Origin of the sequence: Streptomyces vietnamensis (assembly GCF_000830005.1) — a bacterium.
In the GTDB taxonomy this organism is placed as follows: Bacteria; Actinomycetota; Actinomycetes; order Streptomycetales; family Streptomycetaceae; genus Streptomyces; species Streptomyces vietnamensis.
Genome location: NZ_CP010407.1, coordinates 1038765 through 1059779 on the forward strand (window position 1 = coordinate 1038765; position 21015 = coordinate 1059779).

General features: G+C 68.5%; 19 protein-coding genes and 3 pseudogenes. 12 read left to right on the forward strand and 10 right to left on the reverse strand.

The window, feature by feature from the left end:
* Positions 1 to 70: 70 nt before the first annotated feature.
* Complete coding sequence (locus SVTN_RS46350) at positions 71 to 427, reverse strand: trypsin-like serine protease (protein ID WP_342669654.1); 357 nt, start codon at positions 425 to 427, stop codon at positions 71 to 73.
* Here SVTN_RS46350 and SVTN_RS41820 point away from each other — a divergent pair.
* Complete coding sequence (locus SVTN_RS41820) at positions 333 to 641, forward strand: response regulator transcription factor (RefSeq protein WP_342669655.1); 309 nt, start codon at positions 333 to 335, stop codon at positions 639 to 641. The genes SVTN_RS46350 and SVTN_RS41820 overlap by 95 nt on opposite strands.
* A gap of 497 nt (positions 642 to 1138) precedes the next feature.
* The gene (locus SVTN_RS04475) at positions 1139 to 1714 is read left to right on the forward strand and encodes a GNAT family N-acetyltransferase (protein ID WP_041133576.1); all 576 of its coding nucleotides are present in this window, start codon (positions 1139 to 1141) and stop codon (positions 1712 to 1714) included.
* Here the strand turns inward: SVTN_RS04475 and SVTN_RS04480 are convergent.
* The 3 genes from SVTN_RS04480 to SVTN_RS04490 all read right to left on the reverse strand — a co-directional run bounded on the left by SVTN_RS04480 (position 1697) and on the right by SVTN_RS04490 (position 3224).
* Entirely contained in the window at positions 1697 to 2317 is a 621-nt protein-coding gene (locus tag SVTN_RS04480) for an HNH endonuclease (protein ID WP_041127882.1), read from the reverse strand. The two genes, SVTN_RS04475 and SVTN_RS04480, sit on opposite strands and share 18 nt — an antisense overlap.
* Positions 2318 to 2340: 23 nt before the next feature.
* Positions 2341 to 2613 (reverse strand): hypothetical protein, encoded by a 273-nt coding sequence (locus tag SVTN_RS04485; RefSeq protein WP_159026417.1) that lies wholly within the window; start codon positions 2611 to 2613, stop codon positions 2341 to 2343.
* A 155-nt stretch (positions 2614 to 2768) separates the two neighbouring features.
* Positions 2769 to 3224, reverse strand: coding sequence for a hypothetical protein (locus SVTN_RS04490; RefSeq protein ID WP_041127884.1), 456 nt, complete (start codon positions 3222 to 3224; stop codon positions 2769 to 2771).
* 156 nt (positions 3225 to 3380) lie between these two features.
* On the opposite strand from SVTN_RS04490, the gene SVTN_RS04495 reads away from it, so the two are divergent.
* The gene (locus SVTN_RS04495; RefSeq protein ID WP_041127885.1) at positions 3381 to 4577 is read left to right on the forward strand and encodes an agmatine deiminase family protein; all 1197 of its coding nucleotides are present in this window, start codon (positions 3381 to 3383) and stop codon (positions 4575 to 4577) included.
* Between the two features lie 259 nt (positions 4578 to 4836).
* On the opposite strand, the gene SVTN_RS04500 is transcribed toward SVTN_RS04495, so the two are convergent.
* Positions 4837 to 5199: a GNAT family N-acetyltransferase gene (locus SVTN_RS04500; protein ID WP_245727440.1), complete on the reverse strand. Its 363-nt coding sequence runs from the start codon at positions 5197 to 5199 to the stop codon at positions 4837 to 4839.
* Positions 5200 to 6199: 1000 nt separating this feature from the next.
* Here SVTN_RS04500 and SVTN_RS04505 point away from each other — a divergent pair.
* The 6 genes and pseudogenes from SVTN_RS04505 to SVTN_RS45350 form a co-directional block, all read left to right on the forward strand.
* On the forward strand, positions 6200 to 7156 hold the full coding sequence (locus tag SVTN_RS04505) for a transposase (RefSeq protein ID WP_245727441.1): 957 nt from the start codon (positions 6200 to 6202) through the stop codon (positions 7154 to 7156).
* Between the two features lie 855 nt (positions 7157 to 8011).
* Positions 8012 to 9979, forward strand: coding sequence for a hypothetical protein (locus SVTN_RS04510; RefSeq protein WP_041127887.1), 1968 nt, complete (start codon positions 8012 to 8014; stop codon positions 9977 to 9979).
* Positions 9976 to 11493 (forward strand): type 1 periplasmic-binding domain-containing protein, encoded by a 1518-nt coding sequence (locus SVTN_RS04515; RefSeq protein ID WP_041127888.1) that lies wholly within the window; start codon positions 9976 to 9978, stop codon positions 11491 to 11493. Before SVTN_RS04510 ends, SVTN_RS04515 begins: the two co-directional genes overlap by 4 nt.
* A gap of 683 nt (positions 11494 to 12176) precedes the next feature.
* Positions 12177 to 13001: a hypothetical protein gene (locus SVTN_RS44155; protein ID WP_218922678.1), complete on the forward strand. Its 825-nt coding sequence runs from the start codon at positions 12177 to 12179 to the stop codon at positions 12999 to 13001.
* 335 nt (positions 13002 to 13336) lie between these two features.
* Positions 13337 to 13465 (forward strand): annotated as a pseudogene (locus SVTN_RS46555) (transposase); the annotation flags it as partial.
* 78 nt (positions 13466 to 13543) lie between these two features.
* A pseudogene (locus SVTN_RS45350) lies at positions 13544 to 13633 on the forward strand (IS5 family transposase); the annotation flags it as partial.
* A 28-nt stretch (positions 13634 to 13661) separates the two neighbouring features.
* On the opposite strand, the gene SVTN_RS04520 reads toward SVTN_RS45350, so the two are convergent.
* The gene (locus SVTN_RS04520; RefSeq protein WP_425428945.1) at positions 13662 to 14588 is read right to left on the reverse strand and encodes an IS630 family transposase; all 927 of its coding nucleotides are present in this window, start codon (positions 14586 to 14588) and stop codon (positions 13662 to 13664) included.
* A gap of 301 nt (positions 14589 to 14889) precedes the next feature.
* Between SVTN_RS04520 and SVTN_RS44955 the strand changes: the two genes are divergently transcribed.
* A complete protein-coding gene (locus SVTN_RS44955; protein WP_174518229.1) occupies positions 14890 to 15603 on the forward strand; it encodes a toxin-antitoxin system YwqK family antitoxin in 714 nt (237 codons plus the stop codon).
* 42 nt (positions 15604 to 15645) lie between these two features.
* Positions 15646 to 15813 carry a hypothetical protein gene (locus SVTN_RS44160; protein WP_159026419.1) on the forward strand — a complete coding sequence of 56 codons (168 nt, stop codon included), beginning with the start codon at positions 15646 to 15648 and terminating at the stop codon, positions 15811 to 15813.
* Positions 15814 to 15852: 39 nt separating this feature from the next.
* Here SVTN_RS44160 and SVTN_RS04535 read toward each other — a convergent pair whose 3' ends face one another.
* Entirely contained in the window at positions 15853 to 16962 is a 1110-nt protein-coding gene (locus tag SVTN_RS04535) for a DUF6183 family protein (protein ID WP_041127889.1), read from the reverse strand.
* A gap of 165 nt (positions 16963 to 17127) precedes the next feature.
* Here SVTN_RS04535 and SVTN_RS46355 point away from each other — a divergent pair, with 165 nt between their 5' ends.
* Positions 17128 to 17472: a hypothetical protein gene (locus SVTN_RS46355; RefSeq protein ID WP_342669707.1), complete on the forward strand. Its 345-nt coding sequence runs from the start codon at positions 17128 to 17130 to the stop codon at positions 17470 to 17472.
* 514 nt (positions 17473 to 17986) lie between these two features.
* Here SVTN_RS46355 and menC read toward each other — a convergent pair.
* The 3 genes and pseudogenes from menC to SVTN_RS04550 all read right to left on the reverse strand — a co-directional run.
* A pseudogene (gene menC, locus SVTN_RS04540) lies at positions 17987 to 18767 on the reverse strand (o-succinylbenzoate synthase); the annotation flags it as partial.
* Positions 18768 to 19077: 310 nt separating this feature from the next.
* The gene (locus SVTN_RS40895; RefSeq protein ID WP_052498966.1) at positions 19078 to 19641 is read right to left on the reverse strand and encodes a TetR/AcrR family transcriptional regulator; all 564 of its coding nucleotides are present in this window, start codon (positions 19639 to 19641) and stop codon (positions 19078 to 19080) included.
* A 290-nt stretch (positions 19642 to 19931) separates the two neighbouring features.
* Positions 19932 to 20564: a TetR/AcrR family transcriptional regulator gene (locus SVTN_RS04550; RefSeq protein WP_041127890.1), complete on the reverse strand. Its 633-nt coding sequence runs from the start codon at positions 20562 to 20564 to the stop codon at positions 19932 to 19934.
* Positions 20565 to 21015: the final 451 nt, after the last annotated feature.

The following is a 21015-nucleotide window of genomic DNA, read 5'->3' on the forward strand; positions in this document are numbered from 1 at the left end:
CCGAGTTCTGGCGATGCGGGCTCGGCCGCGCCCTGTGCGGCAGCCAAGATGAATCGTGCTGATAATTTAGTCAGCATCTGGCGTTGCCGTTGCCGTTGCCGAACAGGGGGCCGCCGCTGTCACCCTGGCAGGAATCCCTGTTCTCCCTACTGGCGCAGATGTGGACGGCCTTGTCGCACTCCGTCACCTTGCGAACGCGGCCCTGACGTCTGTCGGAGAGCACGGTGCGCCCGACCGTGGCCTCCGGCTTGCCGACCATGGCGTCGACGGCACAGTGGGCGGCGGTGAGCACGACGACGGGGGCGATCAGGCTGCCGCCGCGGGAGCGAGAAGTGCTCGGATACATCGGACAAGGCCTGCCGAACGGCGAGATCGGCGCCCGGATGCACTTCTCGGTGGCCACGGCCAAGGACGACGTCAGCGCCATCCTCGGAAAGATCAGCGTGGCCAACCGGGTGCAGGCCGCAGTGATCGCAGAACGCGCGGGCCTTCTGGACACCGACGCCGAGCAGCCCACGGGGGAGCTCCACCCACGACGGGGAGCCAGTGGGGAACCCCCACCCGCCGACGCGCCGGCGACCTCGACCATGCGGTCACCCGCAAGCTCCTGTGCCTTGGCCCGGCTGCCTCCACGCCGTTGACGAAGTGAAACTGCGCCTCGAGGTCCCAGCCCTTGGCTCCGGCCGGTGCGTCAGGACACGCTCGCCTCCGCCACGAAACGACAGTGCTGGTCACAGCCATCGACGAATGGGCTGCGACCGGCACTCTCCCAACGGGCCCTGGACCGGACGGATCATTCCGCCTGGCCCGCACTCGTGGTGCGGGTGCCCTGATCCGACGGGATTGCCGGAGTGACGGTGCCGCTGGTGTGGTTCGCGAGAGTGCTCGTTGAACTTCCCTTCGGTCGGCGCAGCTGCATCTCTGAAGTGGATGCGCTGCTTCGAGGACTCTGACAAGCGCCGCGTCAGGCACAACAGCAGCCGTCAGCCAGGAGCGTGGGTCAGTGAACAACTCCTGGAATGCCGCGCCTCGTGGTAGCTGGGGCTGCCGGGCGCTGCTGTTGAAAAGGCGTGGGCTGCCCGTCAGTCGTGATGCGACAATCCGCGTCTTGATCCAAATCCGCGTCCTGGAGGTCCTCATGGACATCGCCTCGCTGCTGCCGATGACCACGCCCCGGTTGTCGCTGCGTCTGTTCACTCCCGGCGACGCCGACGACCTGTACGCCTACCAGAGCCTGCCGAGCGTGGCGCGCTACTTGTACCGGCCGGCGCACACGCGGGAGCGCAGCGAGCAGGTTGCGGCCGAGCGCGCGGCCCACTCGGTGTGGTGCGCCGACGGGGACAAGCTGGCGCTTGCCGTGTGCCGACGCGACGAGCCCGGCGTCCTTGGCGAGGTGACGCTCACGCTGGCCGATGCCCGCGCCGCCCAGGCCGAGATCGGCTGGACTCTCGCCCCACGTCACCAGGGGCACGGCTACGCGACCGAGGCGGCCGTGGCGCTGGCCGGGTTTGCCTTCGACAGGCTGGGCGTGCACCGGCTCTACGCACGGCTGGATGTGGAGAACACCGGGTCTGTGCGGGTCTGTGAGCGCCTCGGGATGCGTCGGGAGGCGCACCTGGTCGAGAACGACCTCGACGGGGATCGCTGGGGCAGCGAGTACATCTACGCGGCGCTGGCCGCGGACATGGGCGGTCGATCAGGCGGTCGAGCCTGACGCCGCCTCCTGCCCGGCCACACTCGCGCTGGTGCCGGCGATCAGGATCTCCTCGGCCAACGCCGCGGCCTCCGCGTCAGGCACCCGCTCCCGTCGCCCGGGCCCGTGCTTCCCGTACAGCACCCGATCCGCCAACCGCCGCCTCGCCACCGCAGGTGCCTTCTGCCCCCAGGTGTGCGCGTCGCTGTTGCAGAACAGATGGGTGAGGGCGACATTGCCCCAGCTGTCAGCCCCGCCCGCCGAGACCTCGACCACGTGATGGACGCTCGGCGCGCACGGATGCGGCGCCCGGAACCCGCGCCTCACCTCGTACCGGCAGATCGCGCACTCCCAGCCGTCCCGCTCCCCGACCTGCTCCACCGTGTACCTGTCACGCGGCCCGTTCTCCCGTAGCCGCCGGGTCCTCCGGCGCCCCTGCCGCCTCCTGACCGCCCTGCTCGTCTCCGCCCTCCTCTCCTCCTCCGTCAGACGCCCCCACCGCTCCTCGTCGAGCACCTCCAACTCCCAGCGCCCAGGGCTTCCCCCGCTCACCTCGACGACATGGCGGCGGCCCGCACGGGTGGGTTCGTCCCGGTGTCCGGCGTCCGCGGGTTCCTCGGTCATGGGCCTCATTCTGCGGCACCGAGTCAGGGGCGTCGGCCGTGCCGGCGGCGCAGCTCCTCCAGCCGGGTGCGGGCCGCGTCACGGCGCTCTGGCGGTGGAGTGGCGTGTGACGGGAGGGGGACGGGGGGCGGGGCGGGGAGGCTCAGGGACGTGGACGCCTCGGCGAAGAAGGACTGCAGGTCGATGGCGGCCAGGTAGGCGAGGTCGTTCTTGTTCAGGCCGCGGAATCGTGAACTGTTCCTGCGGAAGGTCGCCCAGAATCGTCCCTCGCGGGTGGTGAAGGTGCTCCGTTCCACACGGGGACCGTATGCGGCCTCGATGGTCAGGTCGCGCGGTGCGGCGTGTGACCACCACGTACGCCAGCGCGGGTCGTCCTGGATCATCTCGGCCACGGAGGTCGCCGCGTCGAAGTACGCCGCGGGAATGTCGCTTTCGCCGTGGAGGGCGAGACTCAGCCAGGGGAAATTCCGGCCGCGGCAGAGACCGTGTCGTCCGCTTCGACCGTATGGAATCCCGGCAGGGGGCCCTGCCACGGTTCACCGGTGGTGTGCTCGTGGGCTCTGGAGACGGCCACGGCGAATGCGTCGGATTCCGCGAAATCCCAGATGTGGTCGGCCACTTCGCGGGAATGCCGCAGGATGCGCAGAAATCGTGTCCTGCCCGCCGCCACGACGGCGAAGTGGAGGTTCTTGAGGGCGTCACCCGACAAAGGGACCGGTGCCGCGCCGGGCGGGTCGTGGACGTCCCTGACCGGGATTCCCGCGAGGTGCTCGCTTTCGAGCCGCCGCAGCTTCTCCATCAGGATGCCGGCGAACGCTTCGATGCGCACGCCGCCCTCACGGGTGAGGGCTTCCAGCAGTTGAGGGGCGGCGGCAAGAAAGTACGCTTCGGATCCGAGCTGCGACACCGGTGCGGTACGCCCTCACCGGCTGGCTGGTGGGGCACTTCGCGCCCCCGGCAGAGTCGTTGCCGCGGCCACTCGCGTGAAGCCCGGGCCGCGATACCCGCCGCTGTGCGCGGCACCGTGTCCCGCCCGCCGCCGGCAGATAGCCTCACCAGCCCCATGATCGGAGGCACCGTGCCCCAGCTCTTCCCCACCCGACGCACCGCCCTGCACGCCTTCGCCGGCCTCGTCGGCGGTCTTGCTCTCGGCGCCACGGCGTGCGGCTCCAACGGCACTGACGGCTCGGCCCAGGCCGGGGTGAGCCCTGTTCCGAGCGGCTCCGCGGCCTCCTCCGGCGCCGGCGGTGGGCGCAGGTTCGGCGCCGAGTGGGAGAGCCACACCCGGACGTTCATGTCCTGGCCGGCCCTCGCCTCCGTGTGGGGGGACGACCTGCCCTACGTACGGGAGGACATCGCACGGATCGCCCGGGCGGTCGGGGAGTTCGAGGCCGTGGTGATGATGGCGCGTCCAGAGCAGGTGGCGGCGGCCCAGCGGGCCGTCGGCTCGCAGGTGGAGGTCATCCCCCTGGAGGTCGACGATCTGTGGGCCCGTGACACCGTGCCCGTCTTCGTGGAGGACGACGGCGAGCTGATCGGTGTCGACTTCAACTTCAACGGCTGGGGCAACAAGCAGACCCACGCCAACGACGCCCAGGTGGGCCGCAAGCTCCTCGCCCGGTACCACATCCCACGGGAGCGGGCGCCGCTCACCGCCGAGGGCGGCTCCTTCGAGACCGACGGCGAGGGCACCCTCCTCGTCACCGAGAGCTCGATCGTCAACGACAACCGCAACCCGGGCAAGAGCCGGCAGGAGATCGAGGACGAGCTCGTCGAGACCCTCGGGGTGGAGAAGGTGGTCTGGCTGGCGGGTGTCCGCGGCGAGGACATCACCGACGCGCACGTGGACAGCCTCGTACGGTTCACCGCGCCCGGCGTGGTCCTGCTCGACCAGGCGTTTCCCGGCAATCCCCCGGACTCCTGGTCCCGCTCCTCCGACCAGGCCCGCTCCGTACTCAGCAAGGCCACCGACGCCCGCGGCCGGCGCTTCGAGATCATCGACCTGCCGCAGCCCGACCTGGACAAGATCACCGGCAAGGGCGACGACTTCGTGTCCACCTACGCCAACTTCTACGTCGCCAACGACTCGGTCTTCCTACCCAGGTTCGGCGACCGGACGGCGGATGAGCGGGCCAAGGCCATCCTTCAGGAGCACTTCCCCGAGCGGGAGGTCGTGCAGCTGCAGATCGACACGATCGCCTCTGGCGGTGGCGGCATCCACTGCTCGACCCACGAGCAGCCCGGCAAACCCGCCGCCTGACCGACACCCGCCGACCAGGCCGAGGGTCGGAGGGTGGTGCAGCGGGTGACGATGCCCCTCCGTCTGACGCCAGACCCCGCCCTCAACCAGGGCATACGATCAGATCATGATCGATGATTCGGCGCATCGGACCGTTCGCCACTTCTCGCAGGCCAACCCCTCCGGCCCCGGCTGCGACAGCGTTCCGGCCCTCTTGCGACGTCTGGCGGATTCCATCGAAGAGTTGGGCCCCGCCGAGATCCAGGACGTGGTGATCTCGTCAGAGATGACCGAGCACGGCCCTTGGCAGTCGGGGACCGTCTACTTCCACCTGCCTGAGGATGACGACTGAACCGACGGCTCCCCGATCGATGCCCTGGCCCTGCCAGGCCGGGGCGAGACGGAGCTGGTCCAGGTCCTCGCCGTCCAGCACCACCATCGCGACAACCGAGTCTTCGACGGTCGCCACCCACGTCTCCTGGCCGGGCACGACCATCTCCCGGAACCAGGCCCGGACCTGGTCGTCCGTATGCGCCCGGCGCACGCTCGGAAGAGCCGCCGCGAAGGAACGCGGCCACACCTCGGCCACCGCAGCGGCATCGGAGTCGACCGCACGGCGGACGACAAGGTTGTTGATCTCCACAACGACGCGTGCTCGCCGGCACACGATGCGGCCGCATCCGAGTTCTCCGCGACGCTCGGACCGAAGCGAAACCCGGTAGACCTTCCCGGTCAGAGCACCAGTAGGGCTCGGTCAGGTCCGTATGGATGCGAGCATGTCGCGGTGGCAGGTAGGGCAGGCGCCGGCCCAGGTGGCGAGGAGGAACTGAAGCTCACGGACGACCTGGTAGAGGCTCAGGCCGATGCCGTTTCTTTTAGCGCGTGGGTCAGCATCCAGCCGACCAGACCTGCTCACACACGAGCACACCCTGGAAAGCGCACCCATCGACTGCGCGACGGGCAGGGGCGGCGATACGCCACCTCCCGCAGTCGCGACGACAGCCACGGACACAGCCGGGCACCCCTCGCCCCTCCATCGGCTCGGCCGAGAAGACCCCAGGACGGACATCCGTTCCGCCAACACACGCAGGGCCGCGATGTTCCGATCAGGCCGTCGCTGACTCCTCCCTCAGGCCGTGGACCCCACGTCCTTCGGGCGGCGCCCATATGAACCTGCCTCCTTCGCCGCTGCGGGCATGCAGAAGACCCGTCCAGATCCGAAGCCGAATGATGCCGGCCGCTGCTGTGACGACGGCGCCCGGTCCGTCCCATGAAGGAGGGTCATGGCGGCCGGGCGCATGCGGGAGCGTCGAACTATGGTGTCCCACCACATACGCCCCTGACCTGCTGCTTCCTACGGTGTGGCGACACCGAAACGTCCCCGTACCTGCCTGGAAGTGGTGCACATGGCCGCCGCAACTCCCTCCCCCACACCACCCGGTTCCCTCAAGCGCATCGTCGCCGCCAGCCTCATCGGCACGACCATCGAGTGGTACGACAACTCATCCGAACAGCGCTAGGACCTGCGACTTTCCGGCTATTGGGCGGTGAAGGTCAGCACCGAACCAGCACGGGAACGAGCCGGTGCCGACCCGAGCGGCAACTAACGAGCTCGTGCGTGGTTAGCGGTGCGACGCTGGGTCGTGATCGCTGATCATGTTCGTGTGGTGAGGAACGGGTCTCGTGCAGCGATCATCAGCGACCGGAGGATCACGGGGCTGTCGGCCGATGTGATCGCCGAACTAGTCGCCGAGGTAGGTCCGTTATGGCACGAGCGACACCAGGCGAGACTGGAGTCCAGGCCACGGAAGCGGGCCGTCGGCGCGGGTGCAAAGCACCGGTTGGTCTTCATCGACCGGCTCCTGGCAACCCTCGTCCACCTTCGCCACGGCGCTACTCACGACGTGCTGGCCTGCTGGTTCGGCGTCGACCGCTCCACGGTCACCCGGGCGATCGGCGAGGTGCGGCCGCTGCTCGCCGAGCGGGGCTGCACCATCGCAGCCGGTGTCCGGCTCCGCACCCTCGCCGAGGTCATCGAGCACCTCGGGTCCAGCGGGCAGACCGGGATCGTCGACGGCACCGAGATCCGGGTCCGCAGACCCGCTGCCGGCCGTAAGGATCGGGAAAAGTTCATCTCCGGCAAGAACAAGCAGAACGCCGTCAAGGCCATGATCCTCACCGACGCCAGCGGCAGGCTCCTGTTCTGCAGTCCCGCCCAACCGGCAAGCTGTGCCGACATCACACACGCCCGGCAGTGGGGCCTGGTCAAGCACCTGACTGACGGCCCGCCCGTGGAGATCCTCGCCGATGCGGGCTATCAAGGCCTGGGCGCCCAGACCGGCGGCCGCGTGGTGACACCACCACACCGCAAGTTCAAGAAGAACCCGCCACAGTGGTACGAGGAGATCTACGAACGCCGGCGCAAGGCCCACTCCTCACGCCGTATCCGGGTCGAGCACGGCATCGCACACCTGAAGAACTGGCGGGCACTCGCCCGGCACCACGGCCGACGCGAGCACATGAGCGACACGATCCAAGCCGTCGCCAGCCTGCTCTCACACCAGCAGACCGCCACCCGCACGGACCGTCAGGCACAGTGATCACCGGACCGACCTGCACCTTTCGACGTCGCACCGCTAACCACGCACGAGCTCGTTAGACCGCTCGGCTGGGCCCGTCGAAGGATTCTCGAGAACGCGAGACGTGTCACCCAGCGTAGTTGCGAGCACCTTCGGTGCGTTCTCATCGCCGGTTCGCTCCCTGATGGCAAGGCAGCGTGCGGAAGCCCTGATCGTCGACCAGCGGAAACGCTTGAACCGGTGCTCTTCGGCTCCGGCTCAACGGTAGTACCGGCCGGCTGCCGTCCCCCGTCCGTTGCCTCGGCCACTGGCCGTACACCACCTCGGCGGACTCCAGCCGGCCGCCTCGGCATCGACCTCCGCCAGTTCCTTCCGTAACCGCTCGGCCCGCTACCCCGGCTGAACCCGCTGCTCGAGCGTCCACGTCTGCCATACGTGTCCCTCCCGCAGCCGACCCTACGAAGAGCCGAACGGGGCACGACCGGCCTCCTCGGCACCGGCCCGTGACGGACGATCACCTGCTCACGATCTCGCCCCCATCAGTCCGAGCGTCCTGCCCGCCACCCGCGCCAACCCCTTGGCCGGCGATTTCACGTGGTAATTCGATCACTGGCAGCAGGGACTCGTGGGGGTTGCGGATACCGCTCGTCACAGCTTGGCAACTGAGGTAACAGGCGGCTTCTGAGCCCTGGGGTACGACGGTGCCCTCCCCTATTCTCGTCCCGTAACGGGGAGAGATACGCCAGGCCGGGTGACTGGGGGGCACGGGTGGTCTTGCACGGGCGAGCGGCGGTGTTCGAAGACGTCGTTCCTTCATTGGTGGGACTGGAGCCTGGGAAGGGAGGGTGGCGGCGCAGGCCGCGCGGCACTCCGTTGTTGGTCGAGTGCGCCGGTGGGCGGCTCACCGGCAAGACGGCGCTCTTACGGGAGCTGGAGGATCGGTACGCCGAGCGTCTTCCGCAGGCGTACGTGGACCTCGACAAGAGGGATTTCGGGCAGCCGGGGCTGCTGCCCCCTCCACCGGACGAGGTGGTGCCGAACGCCTCTCGGATCTCCGACCTGCTCTTCCTTCTGCTGTACGAACTGAGGCAGAGGCCGAAGAAGTTCGGTACCGGCATCGCCTTCCCCCGGCTCACCCAGGGGCTGCTCGCGGTGACCAACTGGCAGGCCGCCGGACCGGCCGGTCTGGAATCCTCCATGCGCAACCTGGTGGAACTGCTGCAGGCGAGCCAACCCGACGTCGATGCCCGCCGTGCCCGAGTGCTCCGCGCGGTTGAGCGGCTCGGGCCCGCTGCGGCCGAACTCGTCCCTGCGGCAGGCACGTTGGTGTCGGAGCTGATCGGTCTGGTGGCTCCCGAGGTGCTCGGCCCGCGCGCCAACCGGGACGGCCTGCTGTGGTGGGAGGCTCGCGGGGTGCGCGCCCAGGGTGACGGGTACGCCCAACTGACCACCCTGGCCATGCGCTTCCGGGTCGCCCCCGGACAGCCCGAGAGCACCGATGGCCGGCGGTTCGCGGAGAAGCATCTCGTGGCCGCCTTCCTGGAGGACATCGCCGACCATTACACGTTGCTCCGGCGGATGAACCGCCTGCCGCGCCCGCTGCTGCTTCTCGACAACGCCCACTGCGAACTGGGCGTCAGATTCCTGGGCATGCTGAAAGAGGCCTGGTTCGTACGGGCTCCCCGGACCCGTCCCGGGGTGGTGGTGACGGCCCTGGCACCGGAGCCGGCCTTCCCCGAACCGGGCGGCACCGCCCCGTCGACCCGTGTCGTGTCCGGCGAGTTCTGGCGCCAGGACCCGGCGGGGACGCCGGCCGACTGGGTGCTGGGTGTGTCGATGGCGCAGCTGAATCGCGAAGAGGTCTGGGAACTGCCGGGCGCGGAGGTACTCCCATCCGACGTCTCGCGGGTGATCCACCGGTTCAGCGCGGGGCGAGTCGGCATCGCGCGCACCCTGGCCCGGGCCGCCCGGCACGAGTGGGACGCCCACGGGTCTGTGTCGTGCGAGCAGCTCCTAGACCTGGGGGCGGCGGACGGGACGGACCTGCCCGCGTACGAGCTCCTGCTTCGGACCCTGGTGTCCGAGGAAGAGACCGACCGCGCTCTCTTGGCCCATTTCTCACCGGCCCTGGACGTCGACGCCGCCACCGCCCTGCGAGTCACCGCCCCGACCAGTCCCTCCCGGGGCAATCGGCTTGCCGACGTCGCGAAGCTTCTGGCACAGGCGGGCCCTGCGGAGGGCGCTCGGCCCGGTGCCGATGGTCCGTTCATCGCCGACCGGCCGCTGCGGGCCCTGCTGCTGCACGACCTCCGTGTCCGGGCGACGGCGACGACCGAGGCGGCGGGGTGGCTCGGCCCGCACAAGGCCGCTCGGGACCGGTACGCCCCGGGCCCGGACCAGCAGGTCGACGACCGCGCTCTGTACCACGCGCTCGCTTCCGGGGAGAGTGCCACCGTCGCCGGCGTCCTGCACGATCGGCTGGCCGACGGAGACGCCGCCGCGTGGCTCGCCTCGCTCAACCTGATCTGCGCCGCGCCGCGCCCGCCGGAGAACCTGCCTGACCCGGCGACCACGCCCTGTCCGGCCTGCGGCCCCGACAACGGCCGTGTGCACACAGCGGTGGAACGCCTTGTGCAGGGCCTGTGGGCGCAGTCGCAACCGCTCGCGCCGCCCGATTCGGTCACGATCGCCCGGATCGAGCGGCAGCTGAGCATCCTGACCGAGGTCACTGACGGCGACGCGGAGCGGATCTTCGGCGAGGCGCACGCCACCTGGCCGCAGCTCCTCCTGCACAACTGGATCCAGGCACCCGACCTGCCGACCTGGGGAGAGGCCCACCGATGACACTGCCCAACGGTCCGTTGACCCGCTCGCTGCTGATCGTCGTCGTCCTCGCGTGCCTGGGTGCCGTGGGATTCTGGGTCCTGACCCCGGACGACTCCTGCGCCCCCGGGGTGTACAAGCGGGAGAAGGAGTGCGTCGGAGTCACCGACGGCAGCTTCGTCTTCACTCCCGCCCTCAGGCAGGTCAGCGAACGCATCAAGGCGGAGAACGACAGCCTCGCCGACAAGCCCGCGGCCACCATCGCGCTGATGATCCCCATGGTCTCCCAGGCGGCCGCCGAGCGGCGGGAGTTCGTCGAGCAGGTCCAGGGCGCCTACCTCGCCCAGTGGAAGGCCAACCACGAAGCCAACAACAAGCAGCCGCCCATCCGCCTGCTCCTCGCGAATCCAGGCCCGAGCTACCGGCACTGGCGGGCCGTCTCCGACCAACTCGTCTCGGCCGCGGCGGACCCGAAGCAGAACCTGAGGGCCGTCGTCGGCATCAACATCAGCATCCCGGAGACCGAGCAGGCCATCCGCTACCTGACCAAGGAGAAGGGAATCCCGGTCGTCGCGGGCCCGATGACAGCGGACGACATCATGAACACCGCGGCCCAACCGCAGCGCTACCCCGGGCTCGCCCGGATCGCCCCCAGCAACACCGACCAGGCCAACGCCCTCGCCGCATACGGGGCAGCCATCAAGCCCGAGAAGTCGCTGGTCGTCGAGGACATCCGCGAGGGCGACAACTACCTGAGCAGCCTGCGCAAGACCTTCGAACGGCTCGCCCGGAACGCCCCCATCGCGCCGGAGACCTTCCGGTCGCCCCCGGACTTCAACGACGAGAGCAACCTCGCCAACGACTTCCACCAGATGGTGCCGGACATCTGCGCCTCCCCCGCGACCACCATCTATTTCGCCGGCCGCCCTGTTCAACTGCGGCAGTTCCTGATCGAGTTGGGCGACCGAACCTGCACCAAGCACTACACCGTCATCACCGGCTCGCACGCCTCCACGCTGATGGTCGACGAGAAGTTCGCCGACAAGTGGGACGTCCTGAACAAGGGCTCCGGCATCACCGTGCGCTACGCCGCCCTCGCCCACCCCGATGCCTGGGGAGAGAAGAGCACCGAGGCCACCGGCGGTTCCAGGACCGCGATGAAGGGGCTCAGCGAACTGCTCCGGGCCGGCGACAGCACGACACCCGATGCGATCGGCCCCGCCGGGCTGGGCGATGGCCGCATCATCATCACCTATGACGCCGTCACCACCGCCATCACCGGAATCCGCAACGAGACGACCAAAACCGTGACGATGCCTTCGCTCAGGAACGTGACCGACAGCTGGCTGCGCCTGAAGGGAACCTCCCGGGTGGAAGGCGCCAGCGGGTGGATCTGCCTCGACCAGTACGGCAACCCGAACAACAAGGCCGTCTCCATCGTCCACCTCGACCCGGCGACCAAGACCGCTGTCTTCGACGGCGTCGCCTGGCCCCTGGGCCATGCTCCGGACCCGAACTGCTCGATCGCCAACTGAACGACTACCCCGGCCGGCCGGGATCTCCCGGCCGGCTCCTACCGGGCGCCCGCCCCTGCGCAAGGGAGGTCCCGGGACCGTCGTCGTCAGCTCCGCCTCCGCGGTCGAGGTCACGCGGTGCCCGCAGGCAGGCCGGCGTATTCGGTTCGCGTCTCCTGCGAAGTCCCGCGTATGACCGGGAGTGAGCGTCGAAGTGATCGGCAGCCGGAAGCGGGGTGGCCACGGACGCGCCTGGGCCTCTGCCCCCCACCACCACCGGCGTGTGACGCGGGTCATCTGGGTGCCTGTCACGTTCCTGCGCCCCGCTTGTCTCATGTCCCATGGGTGACAGCACAGCACGGAACACGACACGGAATCGGGGTACGGACATGCAGGCGCTATCGGCGGGGTCGTACCACGCGTAGCGGGGCGAGACAGCCTCGGACGGACCCCGCTGCCTCGGTGACCGCTTGGTCGACCCAATCGTCATCCAGCAGGTCGCACTCTTCATCTGTGAAATAGTCCTCAGCTGCCTGCGCGAGGAAATCCGAGGGACGATCCGGCGGACGCATCGCCGCCGATACGGCCGACCGAACTGGCGCATCGTCCGCCACGCGGATGACATCTCGCCTGCCTGTCGGGCAACGTGCGAGTAACTTAAGGAATCATGGTCAACCTCATACCTGATGCGCCATCATGACAGAATGACAAGGCGAAAGTTGGCCCTGCTCGCAGGGCTGCTTCTGTTGTGTATAGGTGCCTTCTGCATCTGGGTCGGCCTGGACAGGGCTGACAAGATCGCCAACATCGTCGGAGCGGCGGCTACGGCGGGTGGTGTCATCCTTGCCATTTGGCAGACCCGCGGCACTGTGGCTGCTGCGGTCGACTTCGATAGCGATGACGATTCCAGCAGGACCGTTGTGGAAGACAGCACCGCCCAGACCGGCGGACCGAGGTATAACGTGGCGGGCCCGGCAGTGGTGGCCCAGAACGCTCCTCCTCCCTCTGGGGGCATTGGCGTAGGCGATGCTGTCGCCGTCCTTGCGGTTATGGGCTCCGTCGCCGTTGCGCTTGTCGCGGTCAATGCGCTCAACAGGAACCCGGACAGGTCTCTTGAGTCGCCTCCTCCGCCTCAATCCATTCATGCGAGTTCCGGCTCGTCGCCGACGATGTCTTCGCCTCCCCCCGGAGGGATGACGGTTACATGCAAAATGCCGGATAACCTGCAGCACGCAGAACGCGGCCAGAAGATCAAGTTGACCTATGAAATCTACGCCCCGACACCCGTACACGCTGGACTCGGAGCGGGCCTCTACGACAACGCGGGGAACGATCACACGAATGGCACCGGTGACAGAGACGACGTCCCTCTGACGGTAGGGCGACAGAACGTGACCCGGCAGATCGAAATCCCCCGTGACCTGACCGGCGGACGCTACGAAATCACTGCCGAAGTCTGGCCGGCGAACCGAATCGGCAGCGGCGCGACTCTCGCGGACGACTCGTGTACGACTGTGACCCTACGCTGAGTTGCTGCGGCCGACCGCGACGGCCTCAAGGCACTGTAGGCGCGAACCGGCTCGGACCCGACGGGTCCGACGGGCATTGAATGCCCGCCGGAGCCGCCCCGATGGCCGCGGCCACCATCGACCCGGTGCTTGAGGGGTGGCTGCCACGCCGGATTGCCGGTGCCGTGCATGCTGCCCCTTATCGCGGTACTCCAGTCGGCCCCCTCTGGTCGGCCATAAGCCGCGCCCTGACCGACGGCCACGCCGATGACACGTTTCATACTGAGGTTCCCCTGCTGCGCGGGAGTGGTTGACCAGGGGGTGTCTCTTCGATCAGGCAGTTCGTTGTCCTGGGCATGCTCAGCAGAGGGGACCTGACCGACGACGAGTGGGCGGCGCTGGAGCCGCTGCTGCCGGTGAGCAACAACCGCTGCGGCCGGTGGCCGGATCACCGCCAAGTGATCAACGGAATCATTCACCGGCTCAGCACTGGGCTCTGCGAAGATCAATTCTGCTGCCCGCACACATCACCCTGGGCTCCTGCTGGAGGAGGCGGTGCGCCAGGTCAAGCCCTTGGCCGCTCTCGCGGCGGACTGACGACCAAAATCCACCTGGTTGCGGAGGGCCGCTGCCGCCCGCTGTCCCTATTGATCAGAAACTGATGGGGTTCTCGTCCAGGATTTAGCGGACGTGCGGGCCGCCGAAGTAGCCGCGGACGATGTGTGGCTGGCGTTGGCGTCTGTGGAAGAAGCGGCGTGTCTCGGCGGCGAGTTCGGCCTGATCTCGGGCCCGGTGCTGCTTGGGCAGGCTGTGCTTGAGGTCCGCGTTGACCAGCTCGTCGGGGTTCAGCTCGGGTGCGTAGGGCGGCAGGAAGTGCAGCTCGACGTCGTCGGGGTGGGCGGCGAGCCAGTCGCGGACCTTCCTGGACCGATGGGCGGAGTACCCGTCGACGACGAGGTGGACCTTGTGGTCGAAGTGGCCGGCGAGCCGGTCCAGGAAACGGCACATCACCTCGGCGGTGAAGCTCTCGGTGAAGACCACGAAGTGCATCCGGCCCTTGGCGCTGATGGCCGACATCGCGTTCACCGAGAACCGGTTCCCGCTCCGCCGCACGACGGGTGTCCTGCCCTTCTCGCCCCAGGTGCGGCCGGTGACCTGGTCGGAGCGGATGCCGACCTGGTCGGCGAACAGAATCTCGCCGCCGTCCCTCTTCACCTTGGCCCGGATCGCCGGCCAGGTCTCCCCGTGCCGGCGGCGCACGGCCTTCGAGTGCTGCTCGACGGCCCGGCTTGTCCGGACGCTGGAAGGGCAGCCCCGACGCCTCAGGTACTTGCCCACCTCCGGTTCGGTCAGCTCTACCCGGTACGGCTTCGCGATCAGGTCACCGATCAGCCGCCGCGTCCACGACTGCCCGGAAAGTCCCACGTCACAGGGCCGGTGGTCGAGGACGGCCTGCCGCACCGCGGCCTGCTCGGCCTCCCCGAGCACCTGGTGCACCCCGACCGGCTTGCCCCGCGGCCGCATGGCCGGCGCCTCCCGGCCGCCGGCCTGCCACTTCGCCCACCACGTGTCGGCCGCCTTCGGCGACACCCCGAAGACCGCTGCCACGTCCTCGCGGTCCCGCCCGCCACCAACGCGGCCACCGCCCGCAGTCGCAGGGTCTCCTGCGCCGACGGCGACAGATGCCGCGCGTCCCCCACCAGATTGCTCATTCCCCACCAACGCCCCAGAACCCAAACCGTTTCAGATCAATATGTGACAACTACCGAGCTTCGGCTCGACGGCGTTGTTGTCGCCGGGTGGATCGTTCGGCAGGATGCGAGCGGTGACGGCGGCGGGAACCCGCCCGATCGCGCCGGGCGTCGTACAGGGACGGGACAGTTCGTTCGCTTCGGGGAGGGGTGGGTCCATGCGCGGTGATCGGCTGACCGAGGACCAGCTGACGAGGACTTTCGGCGCCGTGCTGGAAGAGGTGCTCAGTGGCCAGGGTTTGCGGACCTGCACTGGGCTCGACATGGCAACGGATGACGCGCTGTGGGAGATCGCCAAGTATGGTCCGGGGGCCCCTGCCGAACTTGTCGACGCCGCCCGTGCTGCCTTCGCCGGGCAACTGGACGGCAGCAACGCCGCGCGCTGGCGCGCAGAGCTCAGGCGCAAGTTGGCAGCTCAGCGCACCGCCGAGCGCGAGTCAGGGCCCACCACCGAGGCTCGTGGTGGTGCCGAGCCGCCGGCGAAACCGCTCGGGGCGACGCCGACTTCAGTACGGGCGATGCGTATCAAAGGCGATCAGACCTACTTGGACGAGTACGGACGCACCTGTCACGCAGGGGAACTGTTCACTGGGGAGGTCGAGGAAGTCGCGGACAACGGGCACACCGAGCTGCTCGGCACCTACTGCTCGGGCATCGAGCACGGGCGGCAGCAGGAGTGGTGGCCGGACGGGACCAAGCGGGCCGAGGGCGTGGCCATCATGGGTGCCGCGGTAGGTGAGTGGCGGTACTGGCACGCCAACGGCCGGCCGTCGGAAGTGGTCGTTTTCGATGAGAACGGTCGGGAGATGTCGAGAAAGCGCTGGAATGCCGTAGGTGAGCTGATCATGGATCACGTGACGCGCCGGGCCTGATCCTTAGGCAGGATCACTGGAGCGCTCGTTCGGCGAGTCGGCGTGAGTGACGCCCGTCGTGGCTCCGTGGCCGTCGGCGTCGACGCCGCCTCGCACTCCTGGCTCGCGGCGGACTGGGTCGCATCGGAGAACGGCGACGACCAGTACGTCAGACAGTCCGCCGGTGGTCCCGTCGAAGCCCGGATCGGCGGGACCGTCGTGGCGGGCTAGCAGATGGGGGCTGACCGTCTGCCTCGGATGCGCTGGCGCTCAGTAGGTGTCCGTGGCTGCCAGAACAGCCAGTCGGCGGCCGTTCGGTGAGAGGGCCACGATGGCGAGGTCCCAGCGCTGGCGGAAGAACCACCCGCTGTCGGTGCCGAAGCTGTACCACCGGTAGGCCGCCGCCAACGCCTCGACCTCGGCCACCGGGGTGCCCTCTTCTACTCCCGTCAGTCCGGCCAGGGAACGCCAGGCCGCAAGGCGGCCATAGGCGCCGTACTCCGCCGATTCATACGCTCCTCCCTCGGCCGCGGCGTCGAACAGGACTTCCCAGATCTCCACCGGAAAGCAGCGGCTGAGGCTCACCTGGGCCGCCGCGGCCGTGCACTTCAGACCGATCGCCCCGAGGGCGGCAGGCAGGCTGGCCGCCGTCAGGGGATCGACGAACTCGAACACCCGGGCCTCGAGGCAGCCGTTCGAGTCCTCGGCCCAGTTCCGCGCGGCGGCAGCGATCAGCTCGCCGGTCGCTGCCGCGGTGGTCTCCCTCACGCCGGGCAGTGGCACCGGGGCGCTGCCGGAGTGCCACGTGAGCGCCTCTTGCCGGGTGCGGCTCTCCCCGTCCGGGAAGCGGGCCGGCACGGGGTAGCCGAGCTCGAACTCGGCACGACTGAGGGGCAGCCAGGCGAACCGACCGTGTCTTTGACGCGAAGCGCCCGCCCAGTTGGCCACCTGCGGCAGCCCGGCGAGGTCGACTCCTCGGACCACCAACTCCTGTACCAGGCAGGCCCGCAACTCGTCCGGTCCATCCGCCCCGTCACTGAACAGGGCTTCCAGGTTTGCTGGTTGCTGCGCCGAGACCAGCAGGGAGGCGGCCAGGCTCGGGAAGTGACTGCCGCCAAGAGCCTGGGCCAGCCGACCCGTGGCGAGGACCTGGCCGGGGCCGGGCGTGCGGGCGAGCAGCCGCAGCAGCCCGTCCCGCATCGTCACGTACTGCCACAACTCCTGCTCTCGGCCGCGGTACTCCCCAACGAGCCGGACACCCAGCTCGGCGACCCGCTCGCTGTCCCCGGCCGCCAACCACTGCTCGGCGAGCCGCCACACACCCGTCACACTCTTCAGGCCCGGCAGATCCCGCACGAGTTCAGCTATGTCATCAGCCACGCGGGCGAGCCTATGCCGATTCACCTACCCCCGGCCCATATCGTCCGCGGCTACTTCGGCGGCCCGCACGTCCGCTACATCCTGGACGAGAACCCCATCAGTTTCTGATCAATATGAAAGCCCCGGAAATCTGCAAAGTCGCAGCTCAGCAGACCTCACTCGACTATCCACGCAGGTCAGCGGGTTAAGGGCGAGGACTTCAAGAAGGTCTTCTCGGGGGCGGCGATTTCCTTTGCTCCCACACTGGTGGGAACTGTTTATGGCATGAGCTTCGACTCCATGCCGGAGCTGCGCTGGGCCTCGGGTACCCTTCACCCTCGGCTTGATGAAGGTGGCATGAGGCAGTTTGTACGTGATTTTCAAGCGGCGAGGCCGGCCGTAGCGGGCACCTGTCTCAAAGACGCGCCGCGCACTGTTTGCGCATACATCGCCGCGCAGACCACCCATACGGGGCGCTGGGGAGAAGTGATGCGGGTGATCTCCTCGCGCTCCCCTTCACAGGCCCTCTGAGCTGGCCTTTTGGGGATCCGGAAGCGCTGGGGAGGATCTGGGGAGAACAGGGCCGTCAGCAGCACCTACGCCATCAAGCCCGTTCGCCGGACGGTTCGCCGCCCTCTGGACGGCTCGTCGATGTCGCGGCAAATCACCGTGAGTGACAGCGGGCCGGGCCGGTGAGGGGGCTGACCTCAGCAGGCGCCCCTGGAGAGGAATTTGCGCCGACAGGTGGCGCGGATCCTGCAGCTGGAGTCCTGGGACCCACTCGCCGTCGGGAACTGTGGTTCAGCCGAGTCGACAGGCGGGCGGGCGGGCTGCGTGGCGTCGTGGATGCTCGCGGGTGTAAGAGCTCCTGACGGCACGCGGTGCGGCGGTTCCAATGTGCCGGAGCGGCGGGCTCTTTCCTTCGTGCTGGGGGCAGAATCCAGCGGGGTTGTTCCGTATCCGTCGACGAGGTACGGCAAAAGCTCCCTGGTCGTGATTGCGTCCAGGGAGCCTTCGGGAGGATCGGCCGCTCACTGTGAAGAGATCAGAGCTCGATCCGCTCGGTGGAGGTGGTGACCTCGTTCGGGGAGCGGCTCGACGCCGAGCCGCGGGCCCGTCGGGACGTCGAGGTGGCCGTCCGCGAGGACGAACGGCTTCGTGATGTCCGTGGCGAAGTAGCGGTGGGAGCCCGAGGTGTCGCCGGGGAGGGTGAAGCCGGGGAGGGCCGCCAGGGCGACGTTGGCGGCGCGGCCGATGCCGGTCTTCAGCATGCCGCCGCACCAGACGGGAACACCATGGGCGCGGGCGATGTCGTGGATGCGGCGGGCTTCGAGATAGCCGCCGACGCGGGCCGGCTTGATGTTGATGATCGAGCAGGCGCCCAGCGAGATGGCCGCGGCGGCGTCGGCGGCGGACTCGATGGACTCGTCCAGGCAGATCGGGGTGCGCAACAGCTTGGCGAGCTGGGCGTGCTGGACCATGTCATCGTTGGCGACGGGCTGTTCGATGAGCAGGAGGCCGAAGTCGTCTAGCTTCGCGAGCTGTTGGGTGTTGACGAGGGTGTACGCGGCGTTGGCGTCGACCTGGAGGAGAAGGTCGTCTCCGAAGCGTTCGCGGACGGCGCGGACCGGTTCGACGTCCCAGCCGGGCTCGATCTTCAGCTGGATCCGGACGTAGCCCTCGGCCACGCAGCCCGCCACCGCGTCCAGGAGCTCGGGTATCGAGTCCATGATGCCGACGGAGACGCCGCAGGGGACACGGTCGCGGGCAGCGCCCAGATGGGCCGGGATGGACTCGCCCGACAGTTGGAGTTGAGCGTCGAGGACTCGCCGGAGCACCCCCGCGCCGGGCCTCGGGTTCGGTCGAGCGGACGAAGCGACCACCCCAGAGCTGTGACAGAGACCGAACCCTCGTACCCGGGCGCCGATTTGGCTGGCCTTCGGCCCCGCCCCTGCCCGGCCGGGCTCGCTGATCGTCAACACCAAGGCCCACCATGCACACGTACGACCCTGCCCTCACCGACCTCGTCGTCGCCTCCCTGCGCGACCCGCTGCTGAACCGGCCCCCTACCCGACGCCTGCCCGCGAAGATCATGTTAGGGCCTCTAAGGGAGCTCAAGGCCGGCCGCTGGTCTCCTCAGAAACTCAGAGTTGCCCAGACGGCGTCGAGCAGCTTTGTGCGGCGTTCCGGTGTCCAGGGCCGGCCGGCGTCGAACCCGGAGACGACTATCCCGTCGACGAACAAGCTGACCAGGTCGGCCTCCTTCGCAGGGTCAGCCGATCCCGCTTCGTGGAGCAGCTGCTCGATCCGCTGGTTCCACCACTGGTTGAACCGGTTGAGCTCGCCTCGCAGGGTCGGCTGTCCGGCCGCGTTCAGGACGAGAGCGAGCCAGAACCGATGGCTGCGTTCGGTGGGACTGAGGACGGCCCACTCCACCACCGCACGCAGAGCGGCCTGACCGTCAAGAGCACGCGCTGCCGCGTCGGCTTCGGCGCGGCGGCTGTCGAGTTCCCGACGGACGGCGTTGCACAGCAACTCTTCCCTGCTGCCCACGTAATGAGTCACGACCGATGTCGAGGCCCCCACCCGCTTGGCGACAGCACGGATCGTCACGGCTTCGAAACCTGCGTCGGCCGCGATGGCAACCACGGCGTCCTCAATGGCCGCCAGTCGCGCGGCCTGATCTATCTGGCGGGGCATGCCGTCATCATAACCGGAAACGCAACACGTGTTTCATAATACGCATCCCCTCTCCCTTGCCTCGCGGGCCAGGTGCGCACCGTGGAATCACCAACCGGCACGACGGGACATCGCACAGCGGGACGCCCTCAACAGCGGCGCGGCCGAGCCTCACGGCGGTGGGCGCCAGGTCCCTGGAGACTCCGGGTTCACTGGTGGCGAAGGCTCCGACGAGCGACAAAGCTCAGCCGGACGTCCGAGTCGAAACAGGGCGCACCGGGATTCCCCTCACGGCCGCCGACGGGATCCGTTCAATCGGCCCGGACCTTCTTCCTGAGCGCGACGGGCTGGGGGTCGGCGAGCAGGATGATCATGTCCACCGCGTGTTTGAGGTCACGACGTGCGCGGTCGGCGTCGGGATTCGCCACGTACTGCAGGATGAGGCCGTCGACCAGGGCCAGCGTCAGGCGCCCCAGCGCGTCGAATCCGATGGCGCAGCGCTCTCCCGCGGCCTGCGCCGCCTGTTCGCAGAGCTCGGTGACCAGGGAGCTGTAGCGCTCGTACTGCGACTGGGCCAGGCCTCCCGTCCCCTCCGTCCGCACGGAGTACGTGGTCAGCTCGTACTGCATGACCTGGAGGCCGATGCCGCTCTCCACCAGCCGGCGCCAGAAGCCGGCGATGCCCTGCCTGAAGGCGTGCTCCACTCCGCGGTCGAGCTCCACCTCGGCGCGAAGCGCCTCCGAGATGTCCCCTATGACCTTGCCCATGACCGCGCGCAGCAGCTGGTCCTTGGCGGGGAAGACGTAGTGCAACGTGCCCAGAGGAATGCCGGCCTCCGCCGCCACGGCGCGCAGGGTCATGGCGGGCACGCCCGCAGAACTGAGTACTCGCATGGCTGCCGCGACGATCTGTTCCTCGCGCTCCGCTGCCCTGACGTAGGCCACCCGATGCCTCCTCGTTCGGTCAGTTGAGTCTCGCACACCTCTTGTGCGAGACGAGGAGCTCCTTTAGCTTAAACTCGGTCGGACGTACGACTCTGAACGTGAGCGAGGGTACGGCGGCCTGCGGCACCCTCGGGATCGGGTAGTCCGTCCAGGGGCTTGGGTGAAGGCTCTCCCAGACGGTCACCGGGCTCCGCTTTCAGCGGTGCATCTGATGCAGAACCATCGTGCTGCGCACTTGCCCGTTGCGCCTGGCATCTGCAATCGCCCCCGATGGGTCGCCCCAGCGGTTTCTGCATCAGGGGCTTCCGTTCCCCGTTCTCGCGGCGAGCTACCGAAGCATGTGTCTTGCGATCAGCGCGGAGGCACACGCACATGCCTCATGCAGCCAGCTGGAGAAGAGTGAAGGGAAACTGACATGGATTTCAAGAATTTCACCAAGGGCCTCCGGCAC

What these genes read in the sequence shown, in the direction of transcription:
- SVTN_RS04515 (WP_041127888.1), top strand. Translation starts at nt 9,976, where the DNA reads ATGACACTGCCCAACGGTCCGTTGACCCGCTCGCTGCTGATCGTCGTC.
- SVTN_RS44155 (WP_218922678.1), top strand. Translation starts at nt 12,177, where the DNA reads ATGACAAGGCGAAAGTTGGCCCTGCTCGCAGGGCTGCTTCTGTTGTGT.
- SVTN_RS46350 (WP_342669654.1), bottom strand. Translation starts at nt 427, where the DNA reads ATGGCGCTGACGTCGTCCTTGGCCGTGGCCACCGAGAAGTGCATCCGG.
- SVTN_RS04480 (WP_041127882.1), bottom strand. Translation starts at nt 2,317, where the DNA reads ATGACCGAGGAACCCGCGGACGCCGGACACCGGGACGAACCCACCCGT.
- SVTN_RS44955 (WP_174518229.1), top strand. Translation starts at nt 14,890, where the DNA reads ATGCGCGGTGATCGGCTGACCGAGGACCAGCTGACGAGGACTTTCGGC.
- SVTN_RS04495 (WP_041127885.1), top strand. Translation starts at nt 3,381, where the DNA reads ATGATCGGAGGCACCGTGCCCCAGCTCTTCCCCACCCGACGCACCGCC.
- SVTN_RS04475 (WP_041133576.1), top strand. Translation starts at nt 1,139, where the DNA reads ATGGACATCGCCTCGCTGCTGCCGATGACCACGCCCCGGTTGTCGCTG.
- SVTN_RS40895 (WP_052498966.1), bottom strand. Translation starts at nt 19,641, where the DNA reads ATGCCCCGCCAGATAGATCAGGCCGCGCGACTGGCGGCCATTGAGGAC.